Genomic DNA, 26,179 nt, shown 5'->3' with positions numbered 1-26,179 from the left:
TAAAAAACACGGCTTATAAAGCAGCGTCAATTTTATCAGTATATGCTTTTTTAGGAGCTGCACCAACTTGTTTGTCTACAACTTCACCATTTTTGAATACTAATACAGTAGGAATATTTCTTACTCCATATTTAGCTGCAAATTCTTGGTTGTTGTCAACATCAACTTTACCAACAACAGCTTTTCCTTCGTATTCATTACCGATTTCATCAACAATAGGACCAACCATTCTACAAGGTCCGCACCATGCTGCCCAAAAATCAACTAATACTGGTTTGTCTGATTTTAATACTAATTCTTCAAAGTTTGCGTCTGTAATTTCTAATGCCATTTTTTTATATTTTAATTAGGTTAAAAGTCTTATTTCGCTACAACAAAAGTAATCAAAAAAATAATCAAAACAATTCTACAAAAATTACTTTTTATTATGATAACATCAATACTTTCTATTTTGATTTTTATTGGTATTTTATTTTTTGTTGATTTTTAATTCGATGTAAGTTCGTTGCACGTTTGTTTTTGTGTGTGTAAAATAATCAATAACTTTGCCCTAATAATTTTTGAGGAAAAATTTGACTGATTGCAACCTCGTTGAACATTGGTTCATAAATAAAATGCTAAAGCAGAAATAAACTACTTCTTTAGGCAACCAATATACGACTAAGTAATTTGATTTTTTCTTCTATCTAATTTAAAAACAATAGTTTATGTCATATTTATTTACTTCGGAAAGTGTTTCTGAAGGACATCCAGATAAAGTAGCGGATCAAATTTCTGATGCTTTAATAGATAATTTTTTAGCTTTTGATGCAACATCAAAAGTAGCTTGTGAAACCTTAGTAACCACGGGACAGGTCGTTTTAGCTGGTGAAGTAAAATCGAAAACATATTTAGATGTTCAAAAAATTGCAAGAGATGTAATTAACAAAATAGGATACACCAAAAGCGAATATATGTTCGATGGTAGTTCTTGTGGTGTTTTTTCGGCAATTCATGAGCAATCTCCAGATATAAATCAAGGAGTTGTAAGAGCAAACCCTGAAGATCAAGGAGCAGGAGACCAAGGAATGATGTTTGGTTATGCAACCGATGAAACGGAAAACTATATGCCGTTAGCATTGGATTTATCGCACCGTTTGTTAATCGAATTAGCCGAGTTACGTAGAGAAAATTCAGATATCACGTATTTACGTCCCGATGCAAAATCGCAAGTAACTATTGAATATTCTGACGATAACGTCCCACAAAGAATCGATGCGATTGTAATTTCTACACAGCATGATGATTTTGACGCTGATGATTCGGTAATGTTAGCAAAAATTAAAAAAGACATTGTTTCGATTTTAATTCCAAGAGTAGTTGCAAAATTACCTGAAAATATTCAAAAATTATTTACTGATAATATTACCTATCATATTAATCCAACGGGAGTTTTTGTAATCGGAGGACCTCATGGAGATACTGGTTTAACAGGTCGTAAAATTATTGTTGATACTTACGGAGGAAAAGGAGCACACGGAGGTGGTGCATTTTCAGGAAAAGATCCATCGAAAGTAGATCGTTCGGGAGCGTATGCAACACGTCATATTGCGAAGAATTTAGTTGCTTCAGGATTATGTAAAGAAGTTTTAGTGCAAGTTTCTTATGCTATTGGTGTTGCAAAACCAACGAGTATTAATGTGGAAACTTACGGAACTTCAACAGTTGATAAAACAGATGGAGAAATCAGTAAAATAGTAGAACGTATTTTTGATATGCGTCCTTATTTTATCGAGCAACGTTTAAAATTAAGATCGCCAATTTATTCTGAAACTGCTGCTTATGGGCATATGGGAAGAAAATCAGAAATTAAAACTGTAACTTTTTCAAACCCGATGGGCGAAACTGTTTCGCAAGAAGTAGAAACGTTTACTTGGGAAAAATTAGATTATGTTGATGTCATTAAAGAAAATTTTGGTTTGTAAAAAATCGCTATTTTTATTTTAAAAATATTTATAAAAAAAAATCCTTGACATACTATTATGTCAAGGATTTTTTATGAAGTTTACTAAAAACTTATTTTATTTGAAGAATATACGGCATTCTCGCCTGAATTCCTTTTAATTTTTTTAGCTCATTAATAGTATTGTATAATTGATAATTTTCAGAACCTAAAGCTTCTTTCAGAATTTCATTTTTAGATGATTTTGCAAAAAGAGAAAAGTTGAAGGCTTCTTTAAAATCTATTTTATAATCAGGGTAATTGCGAACTTTATAAACATCAATATTTGCTAATTCTGAAGCAACTTTAATGGCATCATTTAAACTTCCTAATTTATCAACTAACCCATTTTCAAGTGCTTGTTTTCCTGTCCAAACTCTCCCTTGAGCAACGTTATTTACCTGTTCAAAAGTCATATTTCTACCTGCTGAAACACGGTTTACAAAAATGGTATAAATATGTTCTACGCCTTGTTTTGTTACGCTATAAAATTTATCATTTATTGGTTCAAAAAGACTATAATTAGGATTGTTATTTGTAGATACTTGTTCGGCATTAATTCCAATATTTTCTGCAAATTGATGCACATTCGGAATCGCTCCAAAAACACCGATAGAACCTGTAATTGTTGTTGGTTCAGCGATAATTTTATCGGCATTACAAGCAATATAATATCCGCCAGAAGCGGCTAAATTCCCCATAGAAACTACTAATGGTTTTTCTTTTTTTGCCAATTCCAATTCACGCCAAATAAGTTCCGAAGCCAAGGCACTTCCTCCAGGAGAATTTACACGTAATACAATGGCTTTTACATTTTTATCTTTTCTTGCTTCTCGAATTGCTTCGTTGGTAATTTCTTGTCCAATAATATTTTCATTTCCTTTGGCGTATCTAATTTCTCCTTGTGCGTAAATAACGGCAATTTTATTTTTTTCTGAAGAATAAATACGTCCTTTTCCTGTTTTTATATAGTCTTCTAAAGAAATGGTATGTGCTTTTTTATCAGAATTTAAGGTTAATTTTTGTTCGTATTGATCTTGATAAATAATTCCATCAATTAAGTTATTTTCTTTGGCGATTTCGGCATTTCTACCGTTGGCATTATCGGCAATTAGGTTTAATTTTTCGATAGAAATATTTCTACTCTCACTAACATCGGTAGTAATTTCCGACCAAATAGATTTTAAAAGAGAGGTTGTTTGTTCTCGATTTGCATCGCTCATTTTATTGGTTAAATAGGGTTCAACGGCACTTTTATATTTTCCATGACGAATTACTTCCATTTTAATTCCGTATTTATCTTCAAAATCTTTATAATATAAAATTTCGGTTGATAATCCTTTAAAATCAATAGCGCCTACAGGATTTAAAAATAAGCTATCGGCAACAGAACTTAAGTAATAATTTTTTTGTGTGTAAACATCATTATAAGCGTATATAAATTTGCCACTTTTTTTAAAATCCTGCAATTTATTTCTGATGGCTTGTGTTTGTGCAATTCCTGCATTTACTTGTGTTGTTTTAATGCTAATTCCTGTAATATTAGGATCTGTTTTTGCATTTTCGATAGCATTTATTATTTTATTCAAGGCTAATTTTTCATCAGCTAATTCTAAAATTTCTGCTAAAGGATTTTTTTCTTTAGGAGCATAATCTTTTATAGGTGTCGATAAATCTAATTCTAAAACAGTATTTTCTTTTATAAAAATTTCTTGGTCACCGCTCATTCCCGTACCCATTACGGCAGCGATTCCGATAAAGAAGAAAAACAGTAAAAATAAGGCGATAAAAAAGCCAAGAATTGAAGCTAGTAAATTTCGTAAAAAGTTCATATAGTGCTGTTAATTTTTTTGAGTAAAGATACAGTTTTACATGAAGTTTTAAAACACTCTTTAAAATTGAAATTTGTCTTATTTTTTATCAGGATAATATAAGACAATAAAAATTATTTGAAGCTATTTCCCGCTTTCCGCACTCGCTCTTTTTTTGAAGAAAAATCAAAAAAAGGAGCTCAAACAATTGCTTCAATCGGGGCTAGGCATTGTTACTAATCATTTCGAGAACTTATTTAACATCAAAATAACTAAAAATTCATCAACAGAAAACAATCAAATTCTCGATATAATTTTAATTGCTTTTAGTTATTAAAATAATTCGAATTGACAAGAATCATCAAAAAAAAAGCTAAAAACTACGGCAAATCAGGATGCGAAACTGAACTAAATTCAGTTTGACGGATTCGATTTCTTATTTTTATATTACAAAACTTTTTTAGATGAAATTTAAACAGGCTCTTAATCATTTTTAAAATGTTTAACAGTAAATTTCAACCTTAAATAGTTCAAAAATGAAAAAAAGATGTTTATGGGTAGGAAATAATCCGTTGTATATAAAATATCATGATACCGAATGGGGAGTTCCCGTATATGATGATGCGGTTTTATTTGAATTTTTACTACTAGAAAGCTTTCAAGCGGGTTTAAATTGGATTACTATTTTAAAGAAAAGAGAAAATTTCCGCAGTGCTTTCGATAATTTTGATTATACTAAAATTGCCAATTATGATGAATATAAGTACGATGAGTTACTTCAAAATGTAGGAATTGTAAGGCATAAATTAAAAATTAAATCTGCTATTTTAAACGCTAAGCTTTTTATGGAAGTTCAAAAAGAATTTGGTTCTTTTTCAGCATATATTTGGAGTTTTGTTGCAGGAAAACCAATCAAAAATAACTTTAAAAATAGCGCAGAAGTACCCGCAAGTACAGCCTTATCAGATACCATTTCAAAAGATTTGAAAAAACGAGGTTTTAAGTTTGTAGGAGCTACCATTATCTACGCATATATGCAGGCGATAGGCATGGTTAACGATCATACGACAAGTTGTTTTAAGTATTCTGAATTTTAAATTTTGTATCTTTGATCCGCATAAAAATTAATTAAAACCTGTTAAATAAAAGCATCAAAAATGAACATAAAACAACTACTTTGTGCCGTTGCAACCCTTAGTTTACTAGCTTCTTGTGGTGATGGAAAAAAAGAAACATCAACTGAAATAGCAAAAGAAACAATAGGAACTGTTGCTAAAAAAGCACCGAAATTTAATCATGAAGTCGAACAATTTGCCGATATAAAGGTATTACGATATCAAATTCCAGGATTTGAAGCACTAACGCTCAAAGAAAAAAAACTGGTATATTATCTAAGCCAAGCAGGATTAGCAGGGAGAGATATTATGTGGGATCAAAATTATCGTCATAATCTTGAAATTAGAAATGCTTTAGAACATATCAATACTAATTTTTCAGGCGATAAAAATAGTGAAGATTTTAAAAAATTTACGACCTATTTAAAACGTGTTTGGTTTTCAAACGGAATTCATCATCATTATTCGAACGACAAAATTAAACCTGATTTTTCTAAAGAATATTTAACTGATTTATTAAAGCAAACAAAAGCAAATTTATCCGAAGAAGCTTTAGAAGTTATTTTTAATGATAAAGACGCTAAAAAAGTAAATAAAAAAGCAGGTGTCGATAATGTATTAGCATCAGCAATTAACTTTTATGGTGCAGATATTACCAGTAAAGATGTTGAAAATTTTTACAAAACAGCCTACAAAGGAAGCGAAAAACAACCTATTGAAGCAGGTTTAAATTCTAAATTAGTACGTGAAAATGGAAAATTAGTAGAAAAAGTTTGGAAATCGTGTGGGATGTATGGAGAAGCTATCGATACTATCATTTTTTGGTTAGAAAAAGCAAAAGAAGTTGCTGAAAATGAAAAACAAGGAACAGCTTTAGGTTTATTAATTGAATATTATAGAACAGGAAGTTTAGATGTTTGGGATCAATATTGTATCGCCTGGGCAACTGCTACACAAGGAAATATTGATTGGATAAATGGTTTTATCGAAGTATATAATGATCCAAAAGGATATCGAGGTTCGTATGAAACAATTGTTCAAATTAAAGATTTTGAGATGTCTAAAAAAATGAAAGTTTTATCTGAAAATGCACAATGGTTTGAAGATAATGCACCTTTATCACCAACACACAAAAAACAAAATGTAGTCGGTGTTTCGTATAAAACAGTAAATGTTGCATCAGAAGCAGGAGACGCATCACCAAGTACGCCAATCGGAGTGAACCTGCCAAATAATAACTGGATTCGTGAACAACATGGTTCTAAATCAGTATCCTTAGGAAATATTATTGGTGCGTATAACAATGCTGGTGGTTCAGGAAGATTGAAAGAATTTGCTTATAATCAAGAGGAAATAGCAGTAGAACTTGAATATGGAAAATTAGCCGATAAACTACACACCGCATTACATGAGGTTATTGGACACGCATCAGGACAAATAAATGACGGAATTGGACAACCTAAAGAAACCTTGAAAAATTACGCCTCTACCATGGAAGAAGGAAGAGCAGATTTGGTTGGATTGTATTATTTAATGGATGCTAAATTACAAGAATTAGGCTTGGTTTCTGATTGGGAAAAAACAGGAAAAGCCGCGTATGATGGATATATCAGAAATGGTTTGATGACACAATTAGTTCGTATTAAATTAGGAGATGATATTGAAGAAGATCACATGGTAAACCGTCAATGGGTTTCGGCTTGGGCTTTTGAACAAGGACAAAAAGAGAATGTTATTGAAAAAATATCGAAAGATGGAAAAACATATTTCGTTGTAAATGATTACCTAAAACTTCGTGAAATTTTTGGGCGTTTGTTAAAAGAAACCCAACGAATTAAATCCGAAGGAGATTTTGATGCCGCAAAAAAATTAGTAGAAGGATATGGTGTAAAAGTAAATCAGGAATTACATAAAGAAGTTTTAGAACGTAATAAACAATTTACATCTGCACCATATAATGGTTTTGTAAATCCTGTTTTAGTACCCGTAACCGATGCCGAAGGAACTATCACAGATGTAAAAGTGACACAGCCTGAAACTTTTGAAGAACAAATGAAATTTTATGCTAAAAATCATAGTTTTTTACCTATCAAAAATTAATTAGATTTAAAAATCTCTAAAATAAAAACCGATTCTTTATAAAAGAATCGGTTTTTTATCTTTATAAATCGAAGAATTAATTTTATCCTTTGATTAAATATTTTGCAAGAAATAATAATGTAATAGCCGTTAGAATCCCGATGGCAACAAATAAAGCACTATTTTTATAGTATTTTTGATTGTTTTTAGCATCTTTTTTATAACTGTAAAACATCACAATTACAAAAGCGATAATAAATAAACACGAAAAAACAATTCTACCTGTGGTAAATTCGATGGTAGCAAAAGGAATGAACATAATCTTTTATTTTTAGCAAAGTTACTTAAAACTAACAATATAAAAAATATACAAAAAACACGCAAAACACATGAAAAATAAACTAAAAGCAGTGCAAGAATTTCACGAAGCATTTAAAATAAATATTCAAAATAAACCAACAATCGCTATTTCAGAGGATAGAAAAAAATTGCGTTTCGAGTTGATGAAAGAAGAAAATGAAGAATATTTAGAAGCCTGTAAAAATAATGATTTAGTTGAGGTTGCCGATGCCTTGGGCGATATGTTGTATATTTTATGTGGAACAATTATCGAACATGGAATGCAGGATAAAATTGAAGCTGTTTTTAACGAAATTCAGCGAAGTAATATGAGTAAATTAGATGAAAACGGGGAACCAATTTATCGAGAAGACGGGAAGGTTTTAAAAGGTGAAAATTATTTTAAACCCAATATCAAAGAAATTTTAGAGACGTATTAAATTGATTTATTATTCTTGAATGTTTTCTTGAATATCTTGTTGAATTTTTTGATGATTTTCTTCTTCTAAAATGCGTTCAAGTTCGGAAGTTAACGTATCAACATTATTGACAACCTTAAGAATAACACCATCTGAATTGATAATAATATGTGTCGGATATTGCTTTACTTTTAAGTTTTTCGACATATATTTTTTCTGATTTGGTATGGTAACATATTTAAATGGTTTTGTTTTTAAAAATTTTTTCAATTTATCTTTTTCATTAAAGGCTAAAGAAATAAATTGAATATCTTCATTTTGATACGTATCCACTAAATCATTGAGTTTAGGAAATTCTTCCACACAAACTTTGCAATTAATAAACCACGATTTTAAGACCGTTATTTTTCCTGTGGTACGCACTTCTTTATTGTGCGATATTCCATTTAAATCCGTAAAATCATATTCAGGTAATTTTTGCCCTTCCATTTTAAAATATTCGTAAGCAACCCGAGCTTTTCTTATAATGGCTTTTTTTATTTTTTGGTTAACAGGTTGTTGCGTTGTGGTTAATTTGTAGGTGGTAAGCGTTTCTTTTTCCAATTTTTCAACAAGATAGATTCCTGTTTGTAATAGTGTTAAAAACATTGGTTTTGTTATTGTTATTCCTTTTTCATCAATAGCAATAAAGGTTGCTGTTAAGTCGATATTTTTTTTCATGTTTGCGTTCCAAGCATCAAAATCTTTTTTAACAGTTGTTTTTTTAGTTGTTATTAGCGCACTTGTTTGCGAATTTGAGTTGTTTTTTTGACTAGAATTTTCATTATAATTTTTAAAATAGCTCTTTAAAATAAATACGGATAACGCAAAACCTATTAGTATAGATAGTATTATGAGGATAATATTTTTCATTATTTTAGAAGGGTTTTTTAAAAAGATAAAATTACTGATTACTCTTGTTATTTTATGATTTATTAAAGTTATTTTAACGTGTTTTTTTTAACGCCTAAAAAAAGCATCAAGTTTTACTTGATGCTTTTTAATATTTATTCTTTAATTTTTCATTAAAGTTGAACTCTCCAACCGTATGGATCTTCGGATTTATTGGTTTGTATATCGGTGATATATTTCTTTAAATTCGTAGCGTATCCGTCTGTTATTTTAGGCAAATCATATTCTTTGTTATCGAATCCAAAACCAGAAATTGGTGAAATTACTGCAGCTGTTCCTGCACCAAACATTTCTTTTAAAGAACCATTTTCAGCAGCTTCTACCACCTCGGATACCGTAATTTTACGAACTTCTACAGGAATATTTTTATCCTCAGCAATTTGAAGAATACTTTTTCGAGTAATTCCATCTAAAATTCGGTCGCTCGTTGGGCTTGTAATTAAGGTGTCATTAATTCTGATAAAAATATTCATTGCACCTGCTTCTTCAATATATTGATGCGTATTATCATCTGTCCAAATTACTTGCTGATAACCTTTATCAGTTGCTAATTTCGTTGGATAAAATTGTGCGGCATAATTTCCTCCAGCTTTTGCAAAACCAACACCACCATTAGCGGCACGAGCATATTTTTCTTCAATTAAAACCTTAACATCTCCAGAAAAATAAGCACCAGAAGGAGCGGTACAAATAATCAATTTATAAGCATTGGCAGGCGATGCATGAAAACCTTCGCCAGAGGCAAATATAAAAGGACGAATATATAATGAACTTCCTTCATTGGTTGGAATCCATTTGTTATCGATTTCTAATAATTTTTTTAAGCCATCCATAAAAATATCCTCAGGAATTTGAGGAATTACCAAACGTTCTGCCGATTTATTTAATCGTTTATGATTGTCTAAAGGACGAAATAATAAGGTCTTATTATCGGCATCTTTGTAGGCTTTCATTCCTTCAAAAATAGATTGTCCGTAGTGGAAAATTTTAGCCGAAGGATTTAATGAAATTGGTGCGTAAGGTTCAATAGAAGCGTTTTTCCATTCTCCATCAATATAATCACAAACAAACATGTGATCTGAAAAGATACCACCAAAGGTTAAATTGTTAAAATCTACGGTGTCAATCTTTGATTTTTCGACAAGCTTTACGCGTATGTTCGATTCCATAAAAAAAAGTGTATATATTAGTACACAAAAATACAAAAATTGTAGGATTTTTACTACAAATAGCCACAAATAGCTACATGTTAAAACAATAAATAAGAAATAAGATTGTTAAAAATAACATATCTTTGAAGTAAGTATTTCATGAGTATTTCATGAATAGTATAAAAAATATATATTATTAAACGAGAAATAATTATAACATCCGACGGTTCTACAACCATTTATTTACCCGATTGGAATGAGCAATATCATTCAAAACACGGCGCTATTCAAGAGGCGTATCATGTTTTTATAAAAAGCGGATTAGCATTGCAAACAACCTCTGAAATTTCAATTTTAGAAATCGGTTTTGGTACAGGTTTAAATTGTTTTATCACTTTTTTAGAAAATTCAAGAGCGAATTTAATTGCATCAAAAAGGGCATCAAAAAAGATAAATTATGTTGGAGTAGAGGCATATCCTGTTGTAAAAGAGGAAGTTGAAAAATTAAATTATGTAGCCGAATTAAAAGCTGAAAAAGATCAGGTTATTTTTGATAAGATGCACAACTTTTCTTGGGATAAAAAACACGAAATTACACCAGATTTCAGTTTAACAAAACGGCAACAATTTTTTACAGCTATTGATGATAAATCAGCATTTGATTTGATATATTTTGATGCTTTTGGAGCAGAACATCAGCCTGATTTATGGACAGAAGCAATTTTTAAAAAGATGTTTGAAGCCTTAAAAGAAAACGGAATTTTAGTAACGTATTGTGCAAAAGGTAGCGTTAGACGTGCGATGCAGTCGGTTGGTTTTACTGTAGAACGATTGGCAGGTCCTCCAGGAAAAAGAGAAATGCTTCGTGCGATAAAACAAGCATAAAAACAAGATTGCATCATAAATAAGAAAAATAATTACACATAAATAATAAGAAATAATCATCATAAATAATGAAATTTCAAAGACGTTTTGGAAATAGAAAAAGTACAAATCCGAAGAAAGGAATGCTTTTAATAATTGTATTAATCGTTATTTTATACTTGTTTTTTAATGCGGATAAAATAATCGGAAAAATTTTATAAATGAAGCCATTTCAATTTAAAGAATTTGAAGTACATCAAGATAAAACAGCCATGAAAATCGGTACAGATGCCGTGTTGTTAGGAGCTTGGTGTTCGTTGGGTGCATATCCAGATTCCATTTTAGACATCGGTTCAGGTACAGGTGTTATTTCATTAATGTTGGCACAACGAAGCGATGCGATGACAGTAGATGCCGTTGAAATTGATGCCGATGCGTATGAGCAAACGGTTTCAAATTTTGAGCAATCTCCTTGGGGTGACCGATTGTTTTGTTATAATGCTTCTTTTTCAGATTTTGCTCAAGAAATGGCAGAAGAACAGGAGCAATACGATGTTATTGTTTCCAATCCACCATTTTATACCGATGCTTTTGAAACTCAAAATGAAGCTCGAAATAAAGCTCGTTTTACTTCGTCATTATCTTTTGAAAAATTACTAAAAGGTGTTGCTGAAATTTTATCAGAAAAAGGAATATTCTCGGTCATAATTCCTTATAAAGAGCAAGAGAATTTCGTGAAATTAGCCGAAGAATCGAAGTTGTTTTTACAACGTATTTGTCATGTAAAAGGCAATGAAGACTCCGAAATTATCCGAAGTTTATTGGCTTTTTCTTTTGATGAAAATCAGGCTGAAAACCTTACAAATAATCGGGAAGAAATTTTAATTATTGAAAAAGAAAGGCATCAATATACCGATACCTATATCAATCTTACAAAAGATTTTTATTTAAAAATGTAAGTTTTATATTTATTTATCATTGGAATAATCAAATTTTTGAGTTAAAAAATGATGTGAAATTGTATTAAACATTTCTGAATTATTACGAGGCATTCCATGATTTGCTCCAGGTAAAATACAGAGTTGTGCTTTGGAGATATTATCGAAAATTTCAACGGCATGTTGGTTTTTAATAATATCTCTATCGCCAATAATAACTAAAACTTCGGCGGTAATTTTTTTCAATGCTTTATGAGTAATCTCAGAAGAATTTAATAATAATTTGTCTAATTGTAGTTCTTTTTCCCAATTTTTAGATGTATCGCCATTTTTTAGCATTTTAATAGTTTGCGAGTGCATTTCTTGAACTTGTTTAATTGCCCAATTGTTCACAGCAGTTGAGTCAAGTCTTAAATTTGGACCCATTGCAATTATTTTTTTTATCTTGATTTTATTGTTGATTCCCATTTTTAAACCAATAATAGCTCCATCGCTCCAGCCAAGAATATTAATGGCATCTAATTTTAAATAGTTCGCAAGCGCTTCATAATCTTTTGCCATTAAATCATAGGTTAAATTAGTTGTTTTTAACTTCGATTTTCCTTGTCCTCGACTATCGACGGCAATAACATTGTACTTTTTTTTGAAAAAATCAATTTGATATTCCATTGCTTTGATATCCGTTCCACAACTGTGAATAATAAACAACGGCTCGCCTTTTCCGTATTGTTCATAATAAATTTTAGTGCCATTTACTTTGGCGTATTTTCCTACGGATTTATTATTTCCGTATGGAATTATAAAATTATCTTGGGCATTACTGGTCGTAAATGGAAAAATTAAAAGGAATAGAATAAGTTTAATAAGTATTGATTTTTTCATACAAGTGATTTATTTGCTATTTTTTTGTGCAATAATAAAGGGAAATAGGTTAATAATCAAGATATATTTATAGTTAAAAATAGCCATTATTTTTTTAGAAGAAGACAATCTTTAATGATAGGTTTTTTATTCGAGAGGATATTTTTAGCAATTCGATATTCTGTTGCTTTAGGAGTTTTAATCAAGGTGAAATCTTCGGTAAAGTTATTTTTTATAATTTTTTCAAGTTCTTTTATCGAAACTTTAAAGAAATTTTTCTTAAAATTAACTGGATTTATATTTTTATCTTTGAGTTCTTGTAGTATTTTTTTTTCTAGTTCGGGAGCATTATTACTGAAAATTATAGCATTAACATCAAACTGAAAAGGTAGTGCATCGGTTTGTAATTCGTTGATTTGTTCAAGAGGTTCTAGTCTGCGAGTCATCCCGATTTTATAAATATTTTTTCCAAATGAGCCAACATTAGAAATAATATAAACATGTCCTGCTGTCGCATTTTTTTCCATAGCGAACGCTTTTTGTTTATCAGCAATTACGGTATTTAAATCGTGTGTTATTTTTTTGATTTTATCGGTCAGTTGTTTTTTATTTTTTCCTGAAGCTGTACTTATTTCTTTATTGGCTTTTTCTAATTGTTTTTGAAATACTATTTCTTGTTTTTCTATTTTTTTCTTGCTATTTTCAATATCTCGAAGTAATTTATTTTCTTCTCGGATTTGTTTTTTTACCTCAAGTTCTTTTTCTTTTTCGGCTTGTTTTTTATTTTGATAAGCGCCTACTAAGTTTAATTCTTTGATTCTTAGGTGTAAAAAGGAATTTTGAATAGCAATATGGTTTGATTTCCCTAATTTATTAGTTGTCAGAAATGCTTTTTCAATTCTTTTTTTAACAGATTCGATAGTATTCCATTTAACTTTTGAAATTAAGGTATTACATTCTTCATTAAAAGCTTTAAGCATTAATTTTGCTTGTAATTCTGCGGATTTTTTAGCTTTTTCAATATTTGTTGCTGTTTTTTTACCGAAAAGAACAGGGATTTCATAGTTTGTTGCACTGTTATTTTTAATGGCTATTTTTTGTTGATTTCTAATTTTAACAAGTTCTTCTTTGTATTGTTCGGCAGTATCGAATTTATAGACTGGTTTTTGAATACCGACAGAAATTGCATCTAAATCAGTTTGATAAAAATCAATTTCTTTTTTTAATTTTGAAAATTTTAAGGTTGCTTGTTTGTAATTATTATTAAAAATTTCTTCTCTAAAATGGAGTTTATTTTTTTTGAGTTGAATTTCTTTATCGCGAATATTTAATTTTTCTATTTGATTTTTACAATCAGCTTCAAATTTTTCTTGTAATTGTTTTATTTCATTTTCTACGTCCGTTATTTTTGAGTAACGTTCTAATTTATTTTCAAGTAATTTTATTGTTTTTATATTAAAAATATCCATAGCATGGTTTTTGTATTTTTTAATTTTACGCTAAATTTCTATCAATTTTTTTTTAAAAAATCGACTTAAAAATACAAAATAAATAATAAGTTATCCAAGGAAATCGAAGTAATTTAAGTGAGAGCCTGTTTAAATTTTATTTTTTAAAAAAAAATAATAGAAAAGCAAGAAGTCGCATTCTTATTTGCTGTAGTTATTCCTTTTTTTTGATGATTCTTGTCAATTTGAGTAATTTTAATAACTAAAAGGAATTAAAATTACTCGAACTGACAGTTTATTTAATTTTTAAACAGGCTCTAAATAAAACATTTTATAATAGTTTATTTTTTAGCTGATAAATTAAAAAAACAGCAAGCGCACCACCGAAAAAAGAAATGATGCTATTCAGGAAAAATAAGGCGTAATTAATGTATTCAACTTGAACTATAAATTTAGGGCTAAAGCCTAATCTTCCAAAAGATTTAATTAAAAAAATACTTCCAAAAACTCCAGAAATCGTATTTCCTGTAAATCCAAAAGAATATTTTTTGAAATAATAGCCAATTGTATTTGCTCCAAATATTCCTATTAAAATACTGATTAGCGAAATTAAAGTAGCAGTCATATAATGAGTGTTTTTTTATTTTTCAGCAGATTTAATGTCCGTAATCCATGTTGTCTATTTTTCCGCCCATAATCTTTTTTTGCACAATCATATATACAAAAAGTAAGATAAAACCAACTACACCCCAGTAAGTTGCGACTGATAATCCGTAGGCTGTTGTAGCCGTATTATAAATAGTTAAAGAGTCGTTTACGGTATTTGTTGATGGTAAAATTATAGGAAATAGTGACGCTAAAGAGGAAGTTATTCCTCCTAAAATCAGTAAGGTAGAAAAAGCAAACGCATATATTTCGTTGTTCAATTTCTGTACAAAAAATAAGCCAATTAATCCTGAAATATAAATAAGCGGAAACACCAATAAAAAAGGATTTTCAATAAAATTATTTAAGGAATTTGGGTTTACAATTTGCCAGATAATCAATGAAAATATCGTTAAACCAATCAGTAAAATATTTAATTTAAAAACGGTTTTCTTTAATTTTTCATTAATAGATGAATTGGTTTTTAAAACAATCCAATTTGCACCGTGAATAGCCAAAGTAACCACCGCAATAATTCCGATAACAAGGGTAAACCAATCAATAACACCAGGGTTTTCAGCTAGTGGACTAAAGCTGTTATTCCAAAGAGGTAAGAAAAAATAATGAGCTTCATAGGTAGAAATTCCGTTTTCAACACCACCTAAATTAACGCCTCTAATTACATTTCCTAAGGCAATTCCAAAAAATAAAGCAAGCAATAAACTCGATACGCCAAAAGAAGTATCCCAAATATCTTTCCACATTTGAACGTTAAACTGCGCTCTAAATTCTAGCCCAATCGCTCTGAAAATAATCAGCCATAAAACAATAATTAAAGGCAGGTAAAAACCACTAAAAACCGATGCGTAAAATGTAGGAAATGCCATAAAAAGCATTCCACCTGCGGCAACTAGCCAAACTTCGTTAGAATCCCAAAATAAACCTGCCGATTTAGCAATAACTTCTTTGTCTTTTTCTTTTTTCGCCATAAATAAATGAATGATTCCTGTACCAAAATCATAGCCATCTAAAATAAAAAATACCGCCAAAACAATTGCGATGATAATAAACCAAAATACTTCCATAATTAATGTGTTTGATGTTTAGGTCCTTGATGAATTGTTTTTCCAACCAATACTAAAAATAAGATACCGAGTAACATATATAAGGCTACAAATCCTAAAAGCGTAAATAAGGTATTTCCTGATGAAACTGTTGGCGATATTCCGTCACTTGTTTTTAATAATCCATAGACTAAATACGGCTGTCTTCCGAGTTCGGCAGTGTACCAGCCTGTAATATTTGCGATATAAGGAAAAGGAACTAAGAACAATATTGTCCATAATAAGGGCTTAAAAGTGTATAATTTTTTTCGATATAAAAAGAAAACTGCCAATCCCATAATTCCGATAAAAATAGTACCTAAACCTACCATAATATGATACGAATAATAAAGCGCAGGAACATTGTCGGGTAATTCTTCTTTTTTAAATTGATCCATTCCTGGCACTTGTTTGTCCCATTCTTGATAGGTTAAAAAGCTTAAAATATTAGGAACTGCAATTTTATTATCGAGTTTTTTTTCGACCATATTGGGTTGTCCGATTAAAACAATTTCGGCACCAGCTTCTTCGGTTTCAAAAATCCCTTCCATCGCCGCAAAAGATGCAGGCTGATATTTCGCAACATTTTTAGCGTTTAAATCTCCCGTAGGGAATGCTAATAATAAACTGGCAATAAATCCAAAAATAACGCCTGTTTTTAAAAATAATTTACCGTATTCTACATTTTTATTCCTCAAAATATAAAAAGCACCAATACTCGCCACCACAAAAGCAGAAGTGGTAACAGAAGCAACTTGATTGTGTAAAAAAGCAGGCAATAACCAAGGATTTGTAAATAAATCGCCAAAATTTTCTAGGACGAATTTTCCATTTGCTAAAACTTCATGCCCTACGGGATGTTGCATCCAAGCGTTGGTTGCTAAAATAAACCAGCCACTTGCCCAAGAACCTAAAAAGACTAAAAAAGCGGTTAAAAGATGGAGTTTTTGCCCCATTAATTTTTCACCAAAAATAAAAAGTGCTAAAAAGGAAGATTCTAAAAAGAACGAAAACATGCCTTCCATGGCTAAGGTTTGCCCGATAATTCCGCCTGTTAATTCTGAAAATTTTGCCCAGTTAGTACCAAATTGAAATTCCATCGGGATTCCTGTAACAACGCCCATAGTAAAATTCACAGCAAATATTTTCATTAAAAATTTTGCCGCATTGTTATATTTTTCAATATTATTTTTTAAGTATTTCCACTTAAAATACACGATTAGTAAGGATAATCCCATCGTTAATTGTGGGAATATATAATGAAACGTGATTGTAAATGCAAATTGCAATCGGTCGTAAAATAGCATATCTTCCATCGGAAAGTAAATTTGACAACAAATTTAATTCATATTTTTAGATATTTATGTGACATTTGTCACATAAATTTTTAGGTATGCCGTCTGAGAAATAAATCAAAATATTTTAGCATGAATAAAGGGTTTTAATAGTGCTTAATTTTATTATTTTGTTTAGTAAAAAGTGTCTTCATTCCATTTTGAAGGGTTATTTATAATGTAATCTGAAATGTTGTGGTATGCTTTATTGTTGCGAATAATATGATCGTGATAATTGGGTTGCCATGAGAAATTAACAGTTGTTTTTAGTGCATTTACCGTTACACCTGTTTTAAATCCACGTATTATGGATGCCAAATTTTTTGATTGAGATCCGAATTTATTACTCGGGTTCGCAATGCATTTTTTGGTGGTAGTAGAGACGCAATGCATTGCGTCTCTACGCGTGGTATTATAACTGTTTTCACCAATGGTTATTATGGCATGAAAATGATTCGGCATAACAATATATTCGCCTGTTTGTAAATTCATATCAGGACGCATTTCAAATGTTTTTATCCATTGTGTTTCAACAATTTTTCCTATTTCCGATAAGATTATTTTTCCATTGATGATATCACCAAAAAAACATTCCTTGTTTTTACAGCAAATCGTAACAAAATAAATAGCATTGGAACCGTAATCCCAACCTTTCAATCTATTGGATTCTATGCGATATTTTCCTTTGATTTTTGTCATTTTATATCGTTTATTGCTGGTAGAGACGCAATGCATTGCGTCTCTACGTTGTGCGTTTGTGCATTCTATTTCGATAATATCACAAAAAATACGTTTGTTTTACATCAAATATAATAGATTTCAAATAAAATTTAAACCCCAAACACAAAACCCCCACCATTAAAAAACCAACCAAAATTTTTAATCACTATTCCTAAATCAGATGCTATCTTTGCGGTTCATTTATATTTATGGCAATTAATACACTTTTAATAACACCACCTTTCACACAATTAAATACGGCATATCCCGCAACGGCGTACATCAAAGGATTTTTAAATTCTAAAGATGTAAACGCTACGCAAATGGATTTAAGCATCGAGCTTTTTACCGCTGTATTTACCAAAGAATTTATAGACGCTATTTTCAAACAGGCGGAAATCCTTGGGAATAATGATTTTCCGTTGGTAGGAAATCAGCAAGAAAATTATATAGATAAAGTAGATTTTGTGATGAATTATTTGCGGGCGCAAGAAGTTACGGCGGCGTATCAAATAGTGCATAAAGATTTTTTACCCCACGGACACCGACGCATCAAATTAGCCAAAGATTTAACCACCGAATTTGGTAAATTAGGAATTTTAGACAAAGCAAAACATATTGCAACCTTATTTATCGAGGAATTGGGCGATTTTATAAACGCTAATGTCGATGAGTTTTTTTCATTTACACGCTACGCTGAACAATTAGGGCGGTCAGCGTCTAGTTTTGATACTATTGATGAGTTTCTAACCTACGAAACTACTTTAATTGAAGATGAAATGCTGTATCTTTTAGATGAAAAAATAAAAGAGCAAATAACATTAGAAACACCTGAAAAACCGTATGATTTAATTTGTTTTACCGTGCCATTTCCAGGGAATTTATTTTCCGCTTTGCGATGCGCTCAATTTATAAAACAACAATATCCAAAGATAAAAATAGCCATGGGCGGCGGTTATTGTAACACTGAATTAAGGCGTTTATCTGACCCTCGAATTTTTAATTTTGTCGATTTTATAAGCCTAGATGATGGTGAAGCTCCATTGTTAAGAATTACCGAATTTTTAGATGGAAAAATAAATGAAGATGCTTTAGAAAGAACTTTTATCTGTAGAAATAATGAAGTTATTTATGCCAATAAAATTCCGAATACGATATTTCATCATCGAAATTTACCCGCTCCGAGTTACATCGGCTTGCCGACTAATAAATATTTATCGTTTTTAGATGTAATGAATCCGATGCACAGAATGTGGTCGGATGGAAAGTGGAATAAACTCACCATTTCCCACGGATGTTATTGGAAACAGTGTTCTTTTTGTGATGTTACGTTAGATTATATCGGTAATTACGAAAACACCACCGCCGATGATTTGGTAAATAAAATTGAAAAAATAATATCAGAAACAGGCGTTACAGGATTTCATTTTGTAGATGAAGCAGCACCGCCAAAAATGCTAAGAGCTCTAGCAAATAAATTACTAGAACGAAAAATATTTATTACCTGGTGGACAAATATTCGTTTTGAAAAAACCTTTACACCTGAGCTTTGTTCGTTGTTATCAAAATCGGGATGTATTGCGGTAACAGGCGGTTTGGAAGTGGCTTCCGATAGGTTATTGGCTAGAATGAAAAAAGGCGTAGATATTGGACAAGTGGCACGAGTAACCAAAGCTTTTTCTGATGAAAATATTATGGTGCATGCCTATTTAATGTTTGGTTTTCCTACCGAAACCGAGCAAGAAACTATTGATTCGTTAGAAGTTGTGCGTCAATTATTTCAACATAATTGTATTCAATCGGCTTTTTGGCATCAGTTTGCTTGTACAAGTCATAGTCCCGTAGGAAAAAACCCTGATGCTTTTGAAATTAAAATTACAGGACCAGAATTTAAAGGGTTTGCTGAAAATGATTTGTATCATGAAGATCCAACAGGGGCGGAGCATCATTTGTATAGTCAAGGATTAAATACGGCGTTAAATAATTACTTAAATTACAAAGGATTTGAGATTCCTTTACAAGATTATTTTGATTTTAAAGTATTAAAAACAACGCAAAAACCGAATTTAATTGAAGGTTTTTTGAATGTGTAAAAGTTTAATTTTGATAAAATCATAAACAAAAAAAATCATGTTACTTTTACGGTAACATGATTTTTAAGATTTAAATATAGTTGAATGTTAAAATCATAAAATTAAGGCTATTTATTTTTGATAAAAGCATCAATATTATCATAAATAGCAGGAATTATTTCTTTTCCAGATTTGTCAATAAATCCATATTTAGTTTGACGAAGTTTATTGGTTACTGAAACCTTTGCCCAACCTTTTTTATAGATATCAAACATACCGATTTCTGTATATTTAATTCGTACAATGGTGTTTCCTTTATTATTGATAAAACCACTTTTATCTTTAATTCGAACTAACGCCCATCCTTTTCGATACACGTCAAAAGCTTGGATTTCGTCAAATTTAGTATTGATAACTTTTTTACCATTATTATTAATAAATCCTAGATAACCGTTTTCTTTTATGATAGCCCATTTTTTTTGGAACATTCCAAATTTACCGATAGAATCATAAACGGCTTCTACGACTTCATTTCCATATTTATCAATAAATCCAAATTTATTATCAAGATTTACTTTTGCCCAACTTTTTCTTTCCTGATTATAGGGTGCTATTGTATCATATTTTGGAGGTGCAATTTCGATTCCTTTACTGTTTACGACTCCGTAAAATTCTTTATTTTTGACAATGAAAAAGTCTTGAGCATTGGCATAAAAACTTGTTAAAATGATAAAAACTACTGTTACTTTAAATTTCATGATATTAATTTAGGGGGTTAAAAAAAAACGCAAATATACGCTGTTTTACTCGTTAAATAAATTTTTAAAGATGTTAAGGTATTAAGTTTTGTGTGATTTTTTTTGATATAAAATAAGGAGTATAAATACAGTGAAAAAGGCATCTATAATGATTATAATGATGCCTTTTATTGAATTATAAAATATTTTGTGTACGTTTAAATAATTGCAAATTATCCTTTTATCGTTTCAGGATTGTAGCCTAAATACGGAACTTTTTTCTCGACAAAAATAATTCCATAGTTTTCTAACTCCTTTAAAATTGGTTGATATACTTCTTTTTTAATTGGTAATTGCACTCCAGGCGTTGTAATATCGCCATTTAAAATGCGTAAAGTTGCCATCGCCACAGGCAATCCGACAGTTTTTGCCATAGCAGTATAAGTTTGATCATCACCTTTAATAACCATACTGCTTTCTATCTGATATTTTTGCTTATCAAGCTCATATCCAAATTTATGTTGCATCACAATCATATCTTTATCATCGGCTTCAAGCGTCCATTTTTCAGAAAGTATCTTTTGAAGTATTTGTGCAGGCGTTGCATTTTTGAGTCCTGTTTTTTTAGTCGGATTAAAAATATCTAACTCTAAAAATTTATCCCACATGATATCATCTTGTTCAATTTTAAGATAAGAACGGAATTTTAATTCGACAGAATCGGTAGGAGAGTAGGCTAAAAATAAGTTCGTAAAATCACGATAACTTAAATTTTCAGAATTTTCAATAGTATAAGAATCATCGGTCATTCCTAATTGAACAAAGACATTCCAAGCTCTTGAAAAACCAACTTTTCGAATCGTTCCACGATACATTGTTGGTACATTTTCTAAATTATAAATACTTCTATATTGTAAGGAATCTCGATTTGCATACGCTTCGAATTTACCATAACCATCAATGGTTAAAAATTCGGTTCGTCTAAATAATTTATGATACGGAATGTATTTATAGGTGTTCTCTTGAATAAACATCGCCGCACCTCCTTGTCCTGCTAATACTACGTTTCTAGGATTCCAAGTGAATTTATAATTCCATAAATTGGTATCACTTTCAGGAGCAACTAAACCACCACAAAATGATTCAAAAAGCAACATTTTACCACCTTTTTCATGAATTTCATCAATAATTTGCATCGCACTCATGTGGTCAACTCCAGGATCTAAACCAATTTCGTTCATAAAAACCAAACCTTTTGCTTTTACATCAGTATCTAAGGCTTTCATTTCATCCGAAATATAAGAAGCTGTTACCAAATGTTTTCCATAGATAACACAATCTTTAGCAACTTCGATATGAAAACGAGCAGGTAACATCGAGATAACAATATCTGAATTTTGAACCGCTTGCGAACGTTGATCCGCATTAAAAACATCTAATTGTACTGCCGTTGCATTTTTATGATTATTGATAATTGCTTCTGCATTTGTAAGCGAAAGATCACCAATGGTAATGTGTAAATTTTCTGAAGTTGATTTATCTAATAAATATTTTATAAGAGATGAACTAGATCTACCAGCGCCGATAATTAATATATTTCTCATATATAATGTGTTTTTGTTTTCTTAAATTTGAAATCACAATATCCGTAAAATAAATTAGAATAAATTAAAATAAAGTTTAAAATTAAACAAAATCAATCAAAATGTATAAAAATTTAACAATTACGGCTGTGTTCGGCGTTATTGCAGTCGTTTTAGGAGCCTTTGGCGCACATGCTTTAAAATCGAAATTAAGCCCGGAAGCCTTACAAAGTTTTGAAACTGCTGTTCGATATCAATTTATACACGTGCTCGTTTTACTTTTTATAAACACGTTTCAGGAGTTTAGTTTGCAACAAAAAAATAGGATTAGTCGCTTTTTTATAGCAGGAATTGTGCTTTTTTCAGGTTCCATTTATTTAATTCAACTCGCTGGAATATCGGCAAAATCGATTTGGTTTATCACACCTTTAGGAGGTGTTTTATTAATAATAGGTTGGTCTTTAATGATTTTTGAGTTTATCAAAAAGATATCAAAAAAAACTATTTAATTTAGAAAAAAATAATAAAAAAATAATAAAAAAAATCAATAAGTAAGCAGTTTACGCAAAAAATCCTATTTTTGTGTGAACTTAACACAACTAAATTATTTTAAGATGACAAATCTTGATAAGAAAACGATATCATTAGAGAACTTAGGAATTAAGGACGCGATGGTTCGTTATCAGTTAACTTCAGACGAGTTACACGATATAACGATTGAAAAAAAACAAGGAAAAACCACTGATTTTGGCGCATTAGCTGTTGAAACAGGTGAGTTTACAGGACGTTCACCAATGGACAGATTCATTGTAAAAGATGATATTACAAAAGATGAGGTTTGGTGGGGAGATATCAATATTCCTTTTGATTCAGCAAAATTTGATAAATTATATGATAAAGTAACAGCGTATCTTTCAGGGAAAGAGGTTTTTGTACGTGATAGTTATGCTTGTGCCGATGAAGATTACAAGCTAAATATTAGAGTCGTAAACGAATATCCTTGGAGTAATATGTTTGCTTACAACATGTTTTTACGCCCAACGGTTGAAGAATTAAAAGATTTTTCTCCAGAATGGACAGTTGTAAATGCTCCAGGTTTTATGGCAGATCCTGCGGTTGACGGAACACGTCAGCACAACTTTGCTATTTTAAACTTCGAGAAAAAAATTGCTTTAATTGGTGGAACTGGATATACTGGTGAAATTAAAAAAGGAATTTTTTCTGCTTTAAACTTTATTTTACCTGTCTTTAAAAATACGTTGCCAATGCACTGTTCGGCAAATGTTGGTAAAGATGGTGATACCGCTATTTTCTTCGGATTATCAGGAACTGGAAAAACAACGTTATCTACTGACCCGAATCGTAGTTTAATTGGAGACGATGAACACGGTTGGACATCAGAAAATACTGTTTTTAATTTTGAAGGAGGTTGTTACGCTAAAGTAATTGACTTATCTCAAGAAAAAGAACCAGAAATTTATGCCGCGATTAAAAAAGGAGCAATTCTTGAAAATATCGTAATGGACGAAAACGGTAAGGTTGATTTTAACGATACCTCTATTACACAAAATACCCGTGTAAGTTATCCGATACATCATATTGAAAACATTCAAACGCCATCAACAGGGAAAAATCCGAAGAATATCTTTTTCTTAACTGCCGATGCTTTTGGAGTATTACCTCCGATATCTAAATTAACACCAGGACAAGCAGCATATCATTTTATCTCAGGATATACCGCAAAAGTTGCAGGAACGGAAGCAGGAGTTACCGAGCCATTACCAAGTTTTTCAGCGTGTTTTGGAGCACCATTTATGCCATTACATCCAACGCGTTATGCAGAAATGTTAAGCGAAAAAATGAAAGAAACAGGTGTAAATGTTTGGTTGATAAATACTGGTTGGACAGCAGGTCCTTACGGAATTGGTCATCGAATGAAATTAAAATACACTCGTGCAATGATTAATGCCGCATTAAACGGAGATTTAGGGGAAGTAAATAATGAAAATTATCATACACATTCTGTATTTGGATTGGCACAACCAAGAAAATGTCCAGGAGTTCCTACCGAATTATTAAGCCAACGTCAAGCTTGGAATAATGATGAAGAATATTATAAAACAGCAAACAAATTAGCAGATTCATTTAGAAAAAACTTTAAACAGTTTGAAGAAAATGCAAATGCTGAAATTTTAGCAGGAGGACCAACTCTATAATAATCTTTTTTATTCTAAAAAAAGATTCATGAAATATTAAAAAAAGCATCCGAAAGGATGCTTTTTTTATGCCTAAATACTGCCTATTTTTGTTGTATTAAATTGTTAAATTAAATTTTTTAACGAAACTAAAAAAGATGATTGTAAAAGGAAATATTGTCGATATACAAAATAATCGAATTTATAAAGGACAAATTCAGATTGAAAATGGTAAAATAAAAAGTATTCAAGAAATAAATCATTCAACCATAAATATAAAAGAAAATAATTTTGAAAATTATATTATTCCTGGCTTTGTTGATGCTCATATTCATATTGAAAGTTCGATGTTAGTGCCATCAGAATTTGCTAAAATTGCAGTTACTCACGGTACGGTTGCAACGGTTTCTGATCCGCATGAAATCGCCAATGTATTAGGTGTAAAAGGCGTTGATTTTATGATTGAAAACGGAAAAAAAGTCCCGTTAAAATTTAATTTCGGAGCGCCAAGTTGTGTGCCAGCAACCTCTTTTGAAAGTGCTGGAGCAATTATAGATTCCGAAGACATTAAATTGATGATGCAAAACCCAGATATTAAATATTTAGCTGAAATGATGAATTATCCAGGCGTGTTATTTGATGATGCTGAGGTTTTGAAAAAAATTCAGCATGCAAAAGATAATAATAAACCTGTTGATGGTCATGCGCCAGGTTTACGAGGTGATGATGTTTCAAAATATATTTCCGCAGGAATAACCACCGACCACGAATGTTTTTCTTATGATGAAGCTTTAGAAAAACTTCAAAAAGGCATGAAAGTAATTATTCGTGAAGGAAGTGCTGCTAAAAACTTTGAGGCTTTAATTGATTTATTACCAAATCATTTTGAAAATATGATGTTTTGTTCTGATGATAAACATCCTGATGATTTATTAGTAGGACACATCAACGAATTGTGTGAACGTGCCGTTTCAAAAGGAATTGATGTTTTTAAAGTGTTAAAAGTTGCCTGTATAAATCCTGTAAAACATTATAATTTAGATGTTGGTTTATTACAAAAAGGTGATGCTGCTGATTTTATCATCGTTGAAAATTTAAAGAATTTTAAGGTATTACAAACGTATATAAATGGTGAATTAGTTGCTGAAAATGGAAAATCGTTTGTAAAATCGGTAGCTTTTGAGGTGTTGAATAATTTTAATACAGATAAAAAAAGTATTGCTGATTTTGAGTTTAAATCATCCGCAGAAAAAATAAGAGTTATTGAAGCCTTAGATGGCGAATTAGTAACGAATCAAATTGAAGTAAATTCGTTAATTAAAGATGGAAATCTAGTTTCAAACACTCAAAATGATGTCTTAAAAATGACGGTTGTAAATCGTTATAAAAATGCAAAACCATCAATTGCTTTTATTAAAAATTTTGGATTAAAAGAAGGAGCAATTGCAAGTTCTGTTGGACATGATTCTCATAATATTATCGCTATCGGTGTTTCTGATGAAGCAATTTGTAAAGCAGTAAATTTATTAATCGAAAATAAAGGTGGAATTTGTGCGGTAACAACATCCGAAGAAAAAATAGTTTCCTTACCCGTAGCAGGAATTATGTCTGATAAATCGGCAATAGAAATTGGAAAATCGTATGCCGAATTAGATGCGATGGCAAAACAAATGGGAAGCAAATTAAGAGCGCCTTATATGAGTTTATCGTTTATGGCATTATTGGTTATTCCGTCGTTAAAATTATCAGATAAAGGTTTATTTGATGGAAATACGTTTAAATTTACATCATTAGAAGTTGGATAAATTTACCGAATAATAATTGATTAGTTTT

The 26,179-nt window shown here is 30.7% G+C and carries 24 protein-coding genes; 11 read left to right on the top strand and 13 right to left on the bottom strand.

Going from position 1 to position 26,179, the window contains the following annotated elements:
* Nucleotides 1-13: 13 nt before the first annotated feature.
* Complete coding sequence (gene trxA, locus L0U77_RS01165) at nucleotides 14-331, bottom strand: thioredoxin (protein WP_058885805.1); 318 nt, start codon at nucleotides 329-331, stop codon at nucleotides 14-16.
* A 376-nt stretch (nucleotides 332-707) separates the two neighbouring features.
* On the opposite strand from trxA, the gene metK reads away from it, so the two are divergent.
* Complete coding sequence (metK, locus tag L0U77_RS01160; RefSeq protein WP_101918018.1) at nucleotides 708-1,964, top strand: methionine adenosyltransferase; 1,257 nt, start codon at nucleotides 708-710, stop codon at nucleotides 1,962-1,964.
* Between the two features lie 91 nt (nucleotides 1,965-2,055).
* Here the strand turns inward: metK and sppA are convergent, their stop codons facing one another.
* Nucleotides 2,056-3,813 (bottom strand): signal peptide peptidase SppA, encoded by a 1,758-nt coding sequence (gene sppA, locus L0U77_RS01155; RefSeq protein WP_233883844.1) that lies wholly within the window; start codon nucleotides 3,811-3,813, stop codon nucleotides 2,056-2,058.
* Between the two features lie 515 nt (nucleotides 3,814-4,328).
* Here sppA and L0U77_RS01150 point away from each other — a divergent pair.
* Together L0U77_RS01150 and L0U77_RS01145 are read left to right on the top strand one after the other, a co-directional pair.
* Complete coding sequence (locus L0U77_RS01150; protein ID WP_101918016.1) at nucleotides 4,329-4,889, top strand: DNA-3-methyladenine glycosylase I; 561 nt, start codon at nucleotides 4,329-4,331, stop codon at nucleotides 4,887-4,889.
* A gap of 60 nt (nucleotides 4,890-4,949) precedes the next feature.
* On the top strand, nucleotides 4,950-7,007 hold the full coding sequence (locus L0U77_RS01145) for a dipeptidyl peptidase 3 (protein ID WP_233898206.1): 2,058 nt from the start codon (nucleotides 4,950-4,952) through the stop codon (nucleotides 7,005-7,007).
* A gap of 82 nt (nucleotides 7,008-7,089) precedes the next feature.
* Here the strand turns inward: L0U77_RS01145 and L0U77_RS01140 are convergent, their stop codons facing one another.
* Nucleotides 7,090-7,305, bottom strand: a complete 216-nt coding sequence (locus L0U77_RS01140) for a hypothetical protein (RefSeq protein WP_233900634.1) — start codon at nucleotides 7,303-7,305, stop codon at nucleotides 7,090-7,092.
* Nucleotides 7,306-7,375: 70 nt separating this feature from the next.
* On the opposite strand from L0U77_RS01140, the gene L0U77_RS01135 reads away from it, so the two are divergent.
* Nucleotides 7,376-7,765, top strand: coding sequence for a nucleoside triphosphate pyrophosphohydrolase family protein (locus L0U77_RS01135; protein ID WP_233896903.1), 390 nt, complete (start codon nucleotides 7,376-7,378; stop codon nucleotides 7,763-7,765).
* Nucleotides 7,766-7,774: 9 nt separating this feature from the next.
* On the opposite strand, the gene L0U77_RS01130 is transcribed toward L0U77_RS01135, so the two are convergent.
* Complete coding sequence (locus L0U77_RS01130) at nucleotides 7,775-8,656, bottom strand: TlpA family protein disulfide reductase (protein ID WP_233899696.1); 882 nt, start codon at nucleotides 8,654-8,656, stop codon at nucleotides 7,775-7,777.
* 152 nt (nucleotides 8,657-8,808) lie between these two features.
* The gene (locus L0U77_RS01125) at nucleotides 8,809-9,864 is read right to left on the bottom strand and encodes a branched-chain amino acid aminotransferase (RefSeq protein WP_233883850.1); all 1,056 of its coding nucleotides are present in this window, start codon (nucleotides 9,862-9,864) and stop codon (nucleotides 8,809-8,811) included.
* A gap of 177 nt (nucleotides 9,865-10,041) precedes the next feature.
* On the opposite strand from L0U77_RS01125, the gene mnmC2 reads away from it, so the two are divergent.
* The 3 genes from mnmC2 to L0U77_RS01115 all read left to right on the top strand — a co-directional run bounded on the left by mnmC2 (nucleotide 10,042) and on the right by L0U77_RS01115 (nucleotide 11,669).
* A complete protein-coding gene (gene mnmC2, locus L0U77_RS01120; protein ID WP_193699690.1) occupies nucleotides 10,042-10,731 on the top strand; it encodes a tRNA (5-methylaminomethyl-2-thiouridine)(34)-methyltransferase MnmC2 in 690 nt (229 codons plus the stop codon).
* 68 nt (nucleotides 10,732-10,799) lie between these two features.
* Nucleotides 10,800-10,931: a hypothetical protein gene (locus tag L0U77_RS11860; RefSeq protein ID WP_256444157.1), complete on the top strand. Its 132-nt coding sequence runs from the start codon at nucleotides 10,800-10,802 to the stop codon at nucleotides 10,929-10,931.
* Nucleotides 10,932-11,669: a tRNA1(Val) (adenine(37)-N6)-methyltransferase gene (locus L0U77_RS01115; RefSeq protein WP_233900633.1), complete on the top strand. Its 738-nt coding sequence runs from the start codon at nucleotides 10,932-10,934 to the stop codon at nucleotides 11,667-11,669. It abuts the gene before it with no gap.
* Between the two features lie 9 nt (nucleotides 11,670-11,678).
* Here the strand turns inward: L0U77_RS01115 and L0U77_RS01110 are convergent, their stop codons facing one another.
* The 6 genes from L0U77_RS01110 to L0U77_RS01085 all read right to left on the bottom strand — a co-directional run bounded on the left by L0U77_RS01110 (nucleotide 11,679) and on the right by L0U77_RS01085 (nucleotide 17,738).
* Nucleotides 11,679-12,530: an alpha/beta fold hydrolase gene (locus L0U77_RS01110; protein ID WP_233900632.1), complete on the bottom strand. Its 852-nt coding sequence runs from the start codon at nucleotides 12,528-12,530 to the stop codon at nucleotides 11,679-11,681.
* An 86-nt stretch (nucleotides 12,531-12,616) separates the two neighbouring features.
* Nucleotides 12,617-13,978, bottom strand: coding sequence for an SNIPE associated domain-containing protein (locus L0U77_RS01105; protein ID WP_233896908.1), 1,362 nt, complete (start codon nucleotides 13,976-13,978; stop codon nucleotides 12,617-12,619).
* A 310-nt stretch (nucleotides 13,979-14,288) separates the two neighbouring features.
* Nucleotides 14,289-14,582: a hypothetical protein gene (locus L0U77_RS01100; RefSeq protein ID WP_233896909.1), complete on the bottom strand. Its 294-nt coding sequence runs from the start codon at nucleotides 14,580-14,582 to the stop codon at nucleotides 14,289-14,291.
* Nucleotides 14,583-14,613: 31 nt separating this feature from the next.
* Entirely contained in the window at nucleotides 14,614-15,687 is a 1,074-nt protein-coding gene (cydB, locus tag L0U77_RS01095) for a cytochrome d ubiquinol oxidase subunit II (RefSeq protein WP_233896910.1), read from the bottom strand.
* 2 nt (nucleotides 15,688-15,689) lie between these two features.
* Entirely contained in the window at nucleotides 15,690-17,021 is a 1,332-nt protein-coding gene (locus L0U77_RS01090; RefSeq protein ID WP_233896915.1) for a cytochrome ubiquinol oxidase subunit I, read from the bottom strand.
* Nucleotides 17,022-17,174: 153 nt separating this feature from the next.
* Nucleotides 17,175-17,738: a transposase gene (locus L0U77_RS01085; RefSeq protein WP_233896916.1), complete on the bottom strand. Its 564-nt coding sequence runs from the start codon at nucleotides 17,736-17,738 to the stop codon at nucleotides 17,175-17,177.
* A gap of 230 nt (nucleotides 17,739-17,968) precedes the next feature.
* On the opposite strand from L0U77_RS01085, the gene L0U77_RS01080 reads away from it, so the two are divergent.
* Nucleotides 17,969-19,852 carry a B12-binding domain-containing radical SAM protein gene (locus L0U77_RS01080; RefSeq protein ID WP_233900631.1) on the top strand — a complete coding sequence of 628 codons (1,884 nt, stop codon included), beginning with the start codon at nucleotides 17,969-17,971 and terminating at the stop codon, nucleotides 19,850-19,852.
* A 107-nt stretch (nucleotides 19,853-19,959) separates the two neighbouring features.
* Here L0U77_RS01080 and L0U77_RS01075 read toward each other — a convergent pair whose 3' ends face one another.
* On the bottom strand, nucleotides 19,960-20,589 hold the full coding sequence (locus tag L0U77_RS01075) for a WG repeat-containing protein (protein ID WP_193699628.1): 630 nt from the start codon (nucleotides 20,587-20,589) through the stop codon (nucleotides 19,960-19,962).
* Between the two features lie 212 nt (nucleotides 20,590-20,801).
* The gene (locus tag L0U77_RS01070; RefSeq protein ID WP_233896918.1) at nucleotides 20,802-22,172 is read right to left on the bottom strand and encodes a saccharopine dehydrogenase family protein; all 1,371 of its coding nucleotides are present in this window, start codon (nucleotides 22,170-22,172) and stop codon (nucleotides 20,802-20,804) included.
* A gap of 101 nt (nucleotides 22,173-22,273) precedes the next feature.
* On the opposite strand from L0U77_RS01070, the gene L0U77_RS01065 reads away from it, so the two are divergent.
* From L0U77_RS01065 to ade, 3 genes are all read left to right on the top strand, one after another.
* Entirely contained in the window at nucleotides 22,274-22,660 is a 387-nt protein-coding gene (locus L0U77_RS01065; protein ID WP_101917998.1) for a DUF423 domain-containing protein, read from the top strand.
* A 105-nt stretch (nucleotides 22,661-22,765) separates the two neighbouring features.
* Nucleotides 22,766-24,367 (top strand): phosphoenolpyruvate carboxykinase (ATP), encoded by a 1,602-nt coding sequence (pckA, locus tag L0U77_RS01060; protein WP_233900630.1) that lies wholly within the window; start codon nucleotides 22,766-22,768, stop codon nucleotides 24,365-24,367.
* Between the two features lie 137 nt (nucleotides 24,368-24,504).
* Complete coding sequence (gene ade / locus L0U77_RS01055) at nucleotides 24,505-26,151, top strand: adenine deaminase (protein WP_233900629.1); 1,647 nt, start codon at nucleotides 24,505-24,507, stop codon at nucleotides 26,149-26,151.
* The last annotated feature ends 28 nt before the right edge of the window (nucleotides 26,152-26,179 follow it).

Origin of the sequence: Tenacibaculum piscium, from assembly GCF_021390715.1 — a bacterium.
Taxonomy (GTDB): Bacteria; Bacteroidota; Bacteroidia; order Flavobacteriales; family Flavobacteriaceae; genus Polaribacter; species Polaribacter piscius.
The sequence above is the reverse complement of the archived record's forward strand: the minus strand, read 5'-3'. Positions and strand labels throughout refer to the sequence as shown.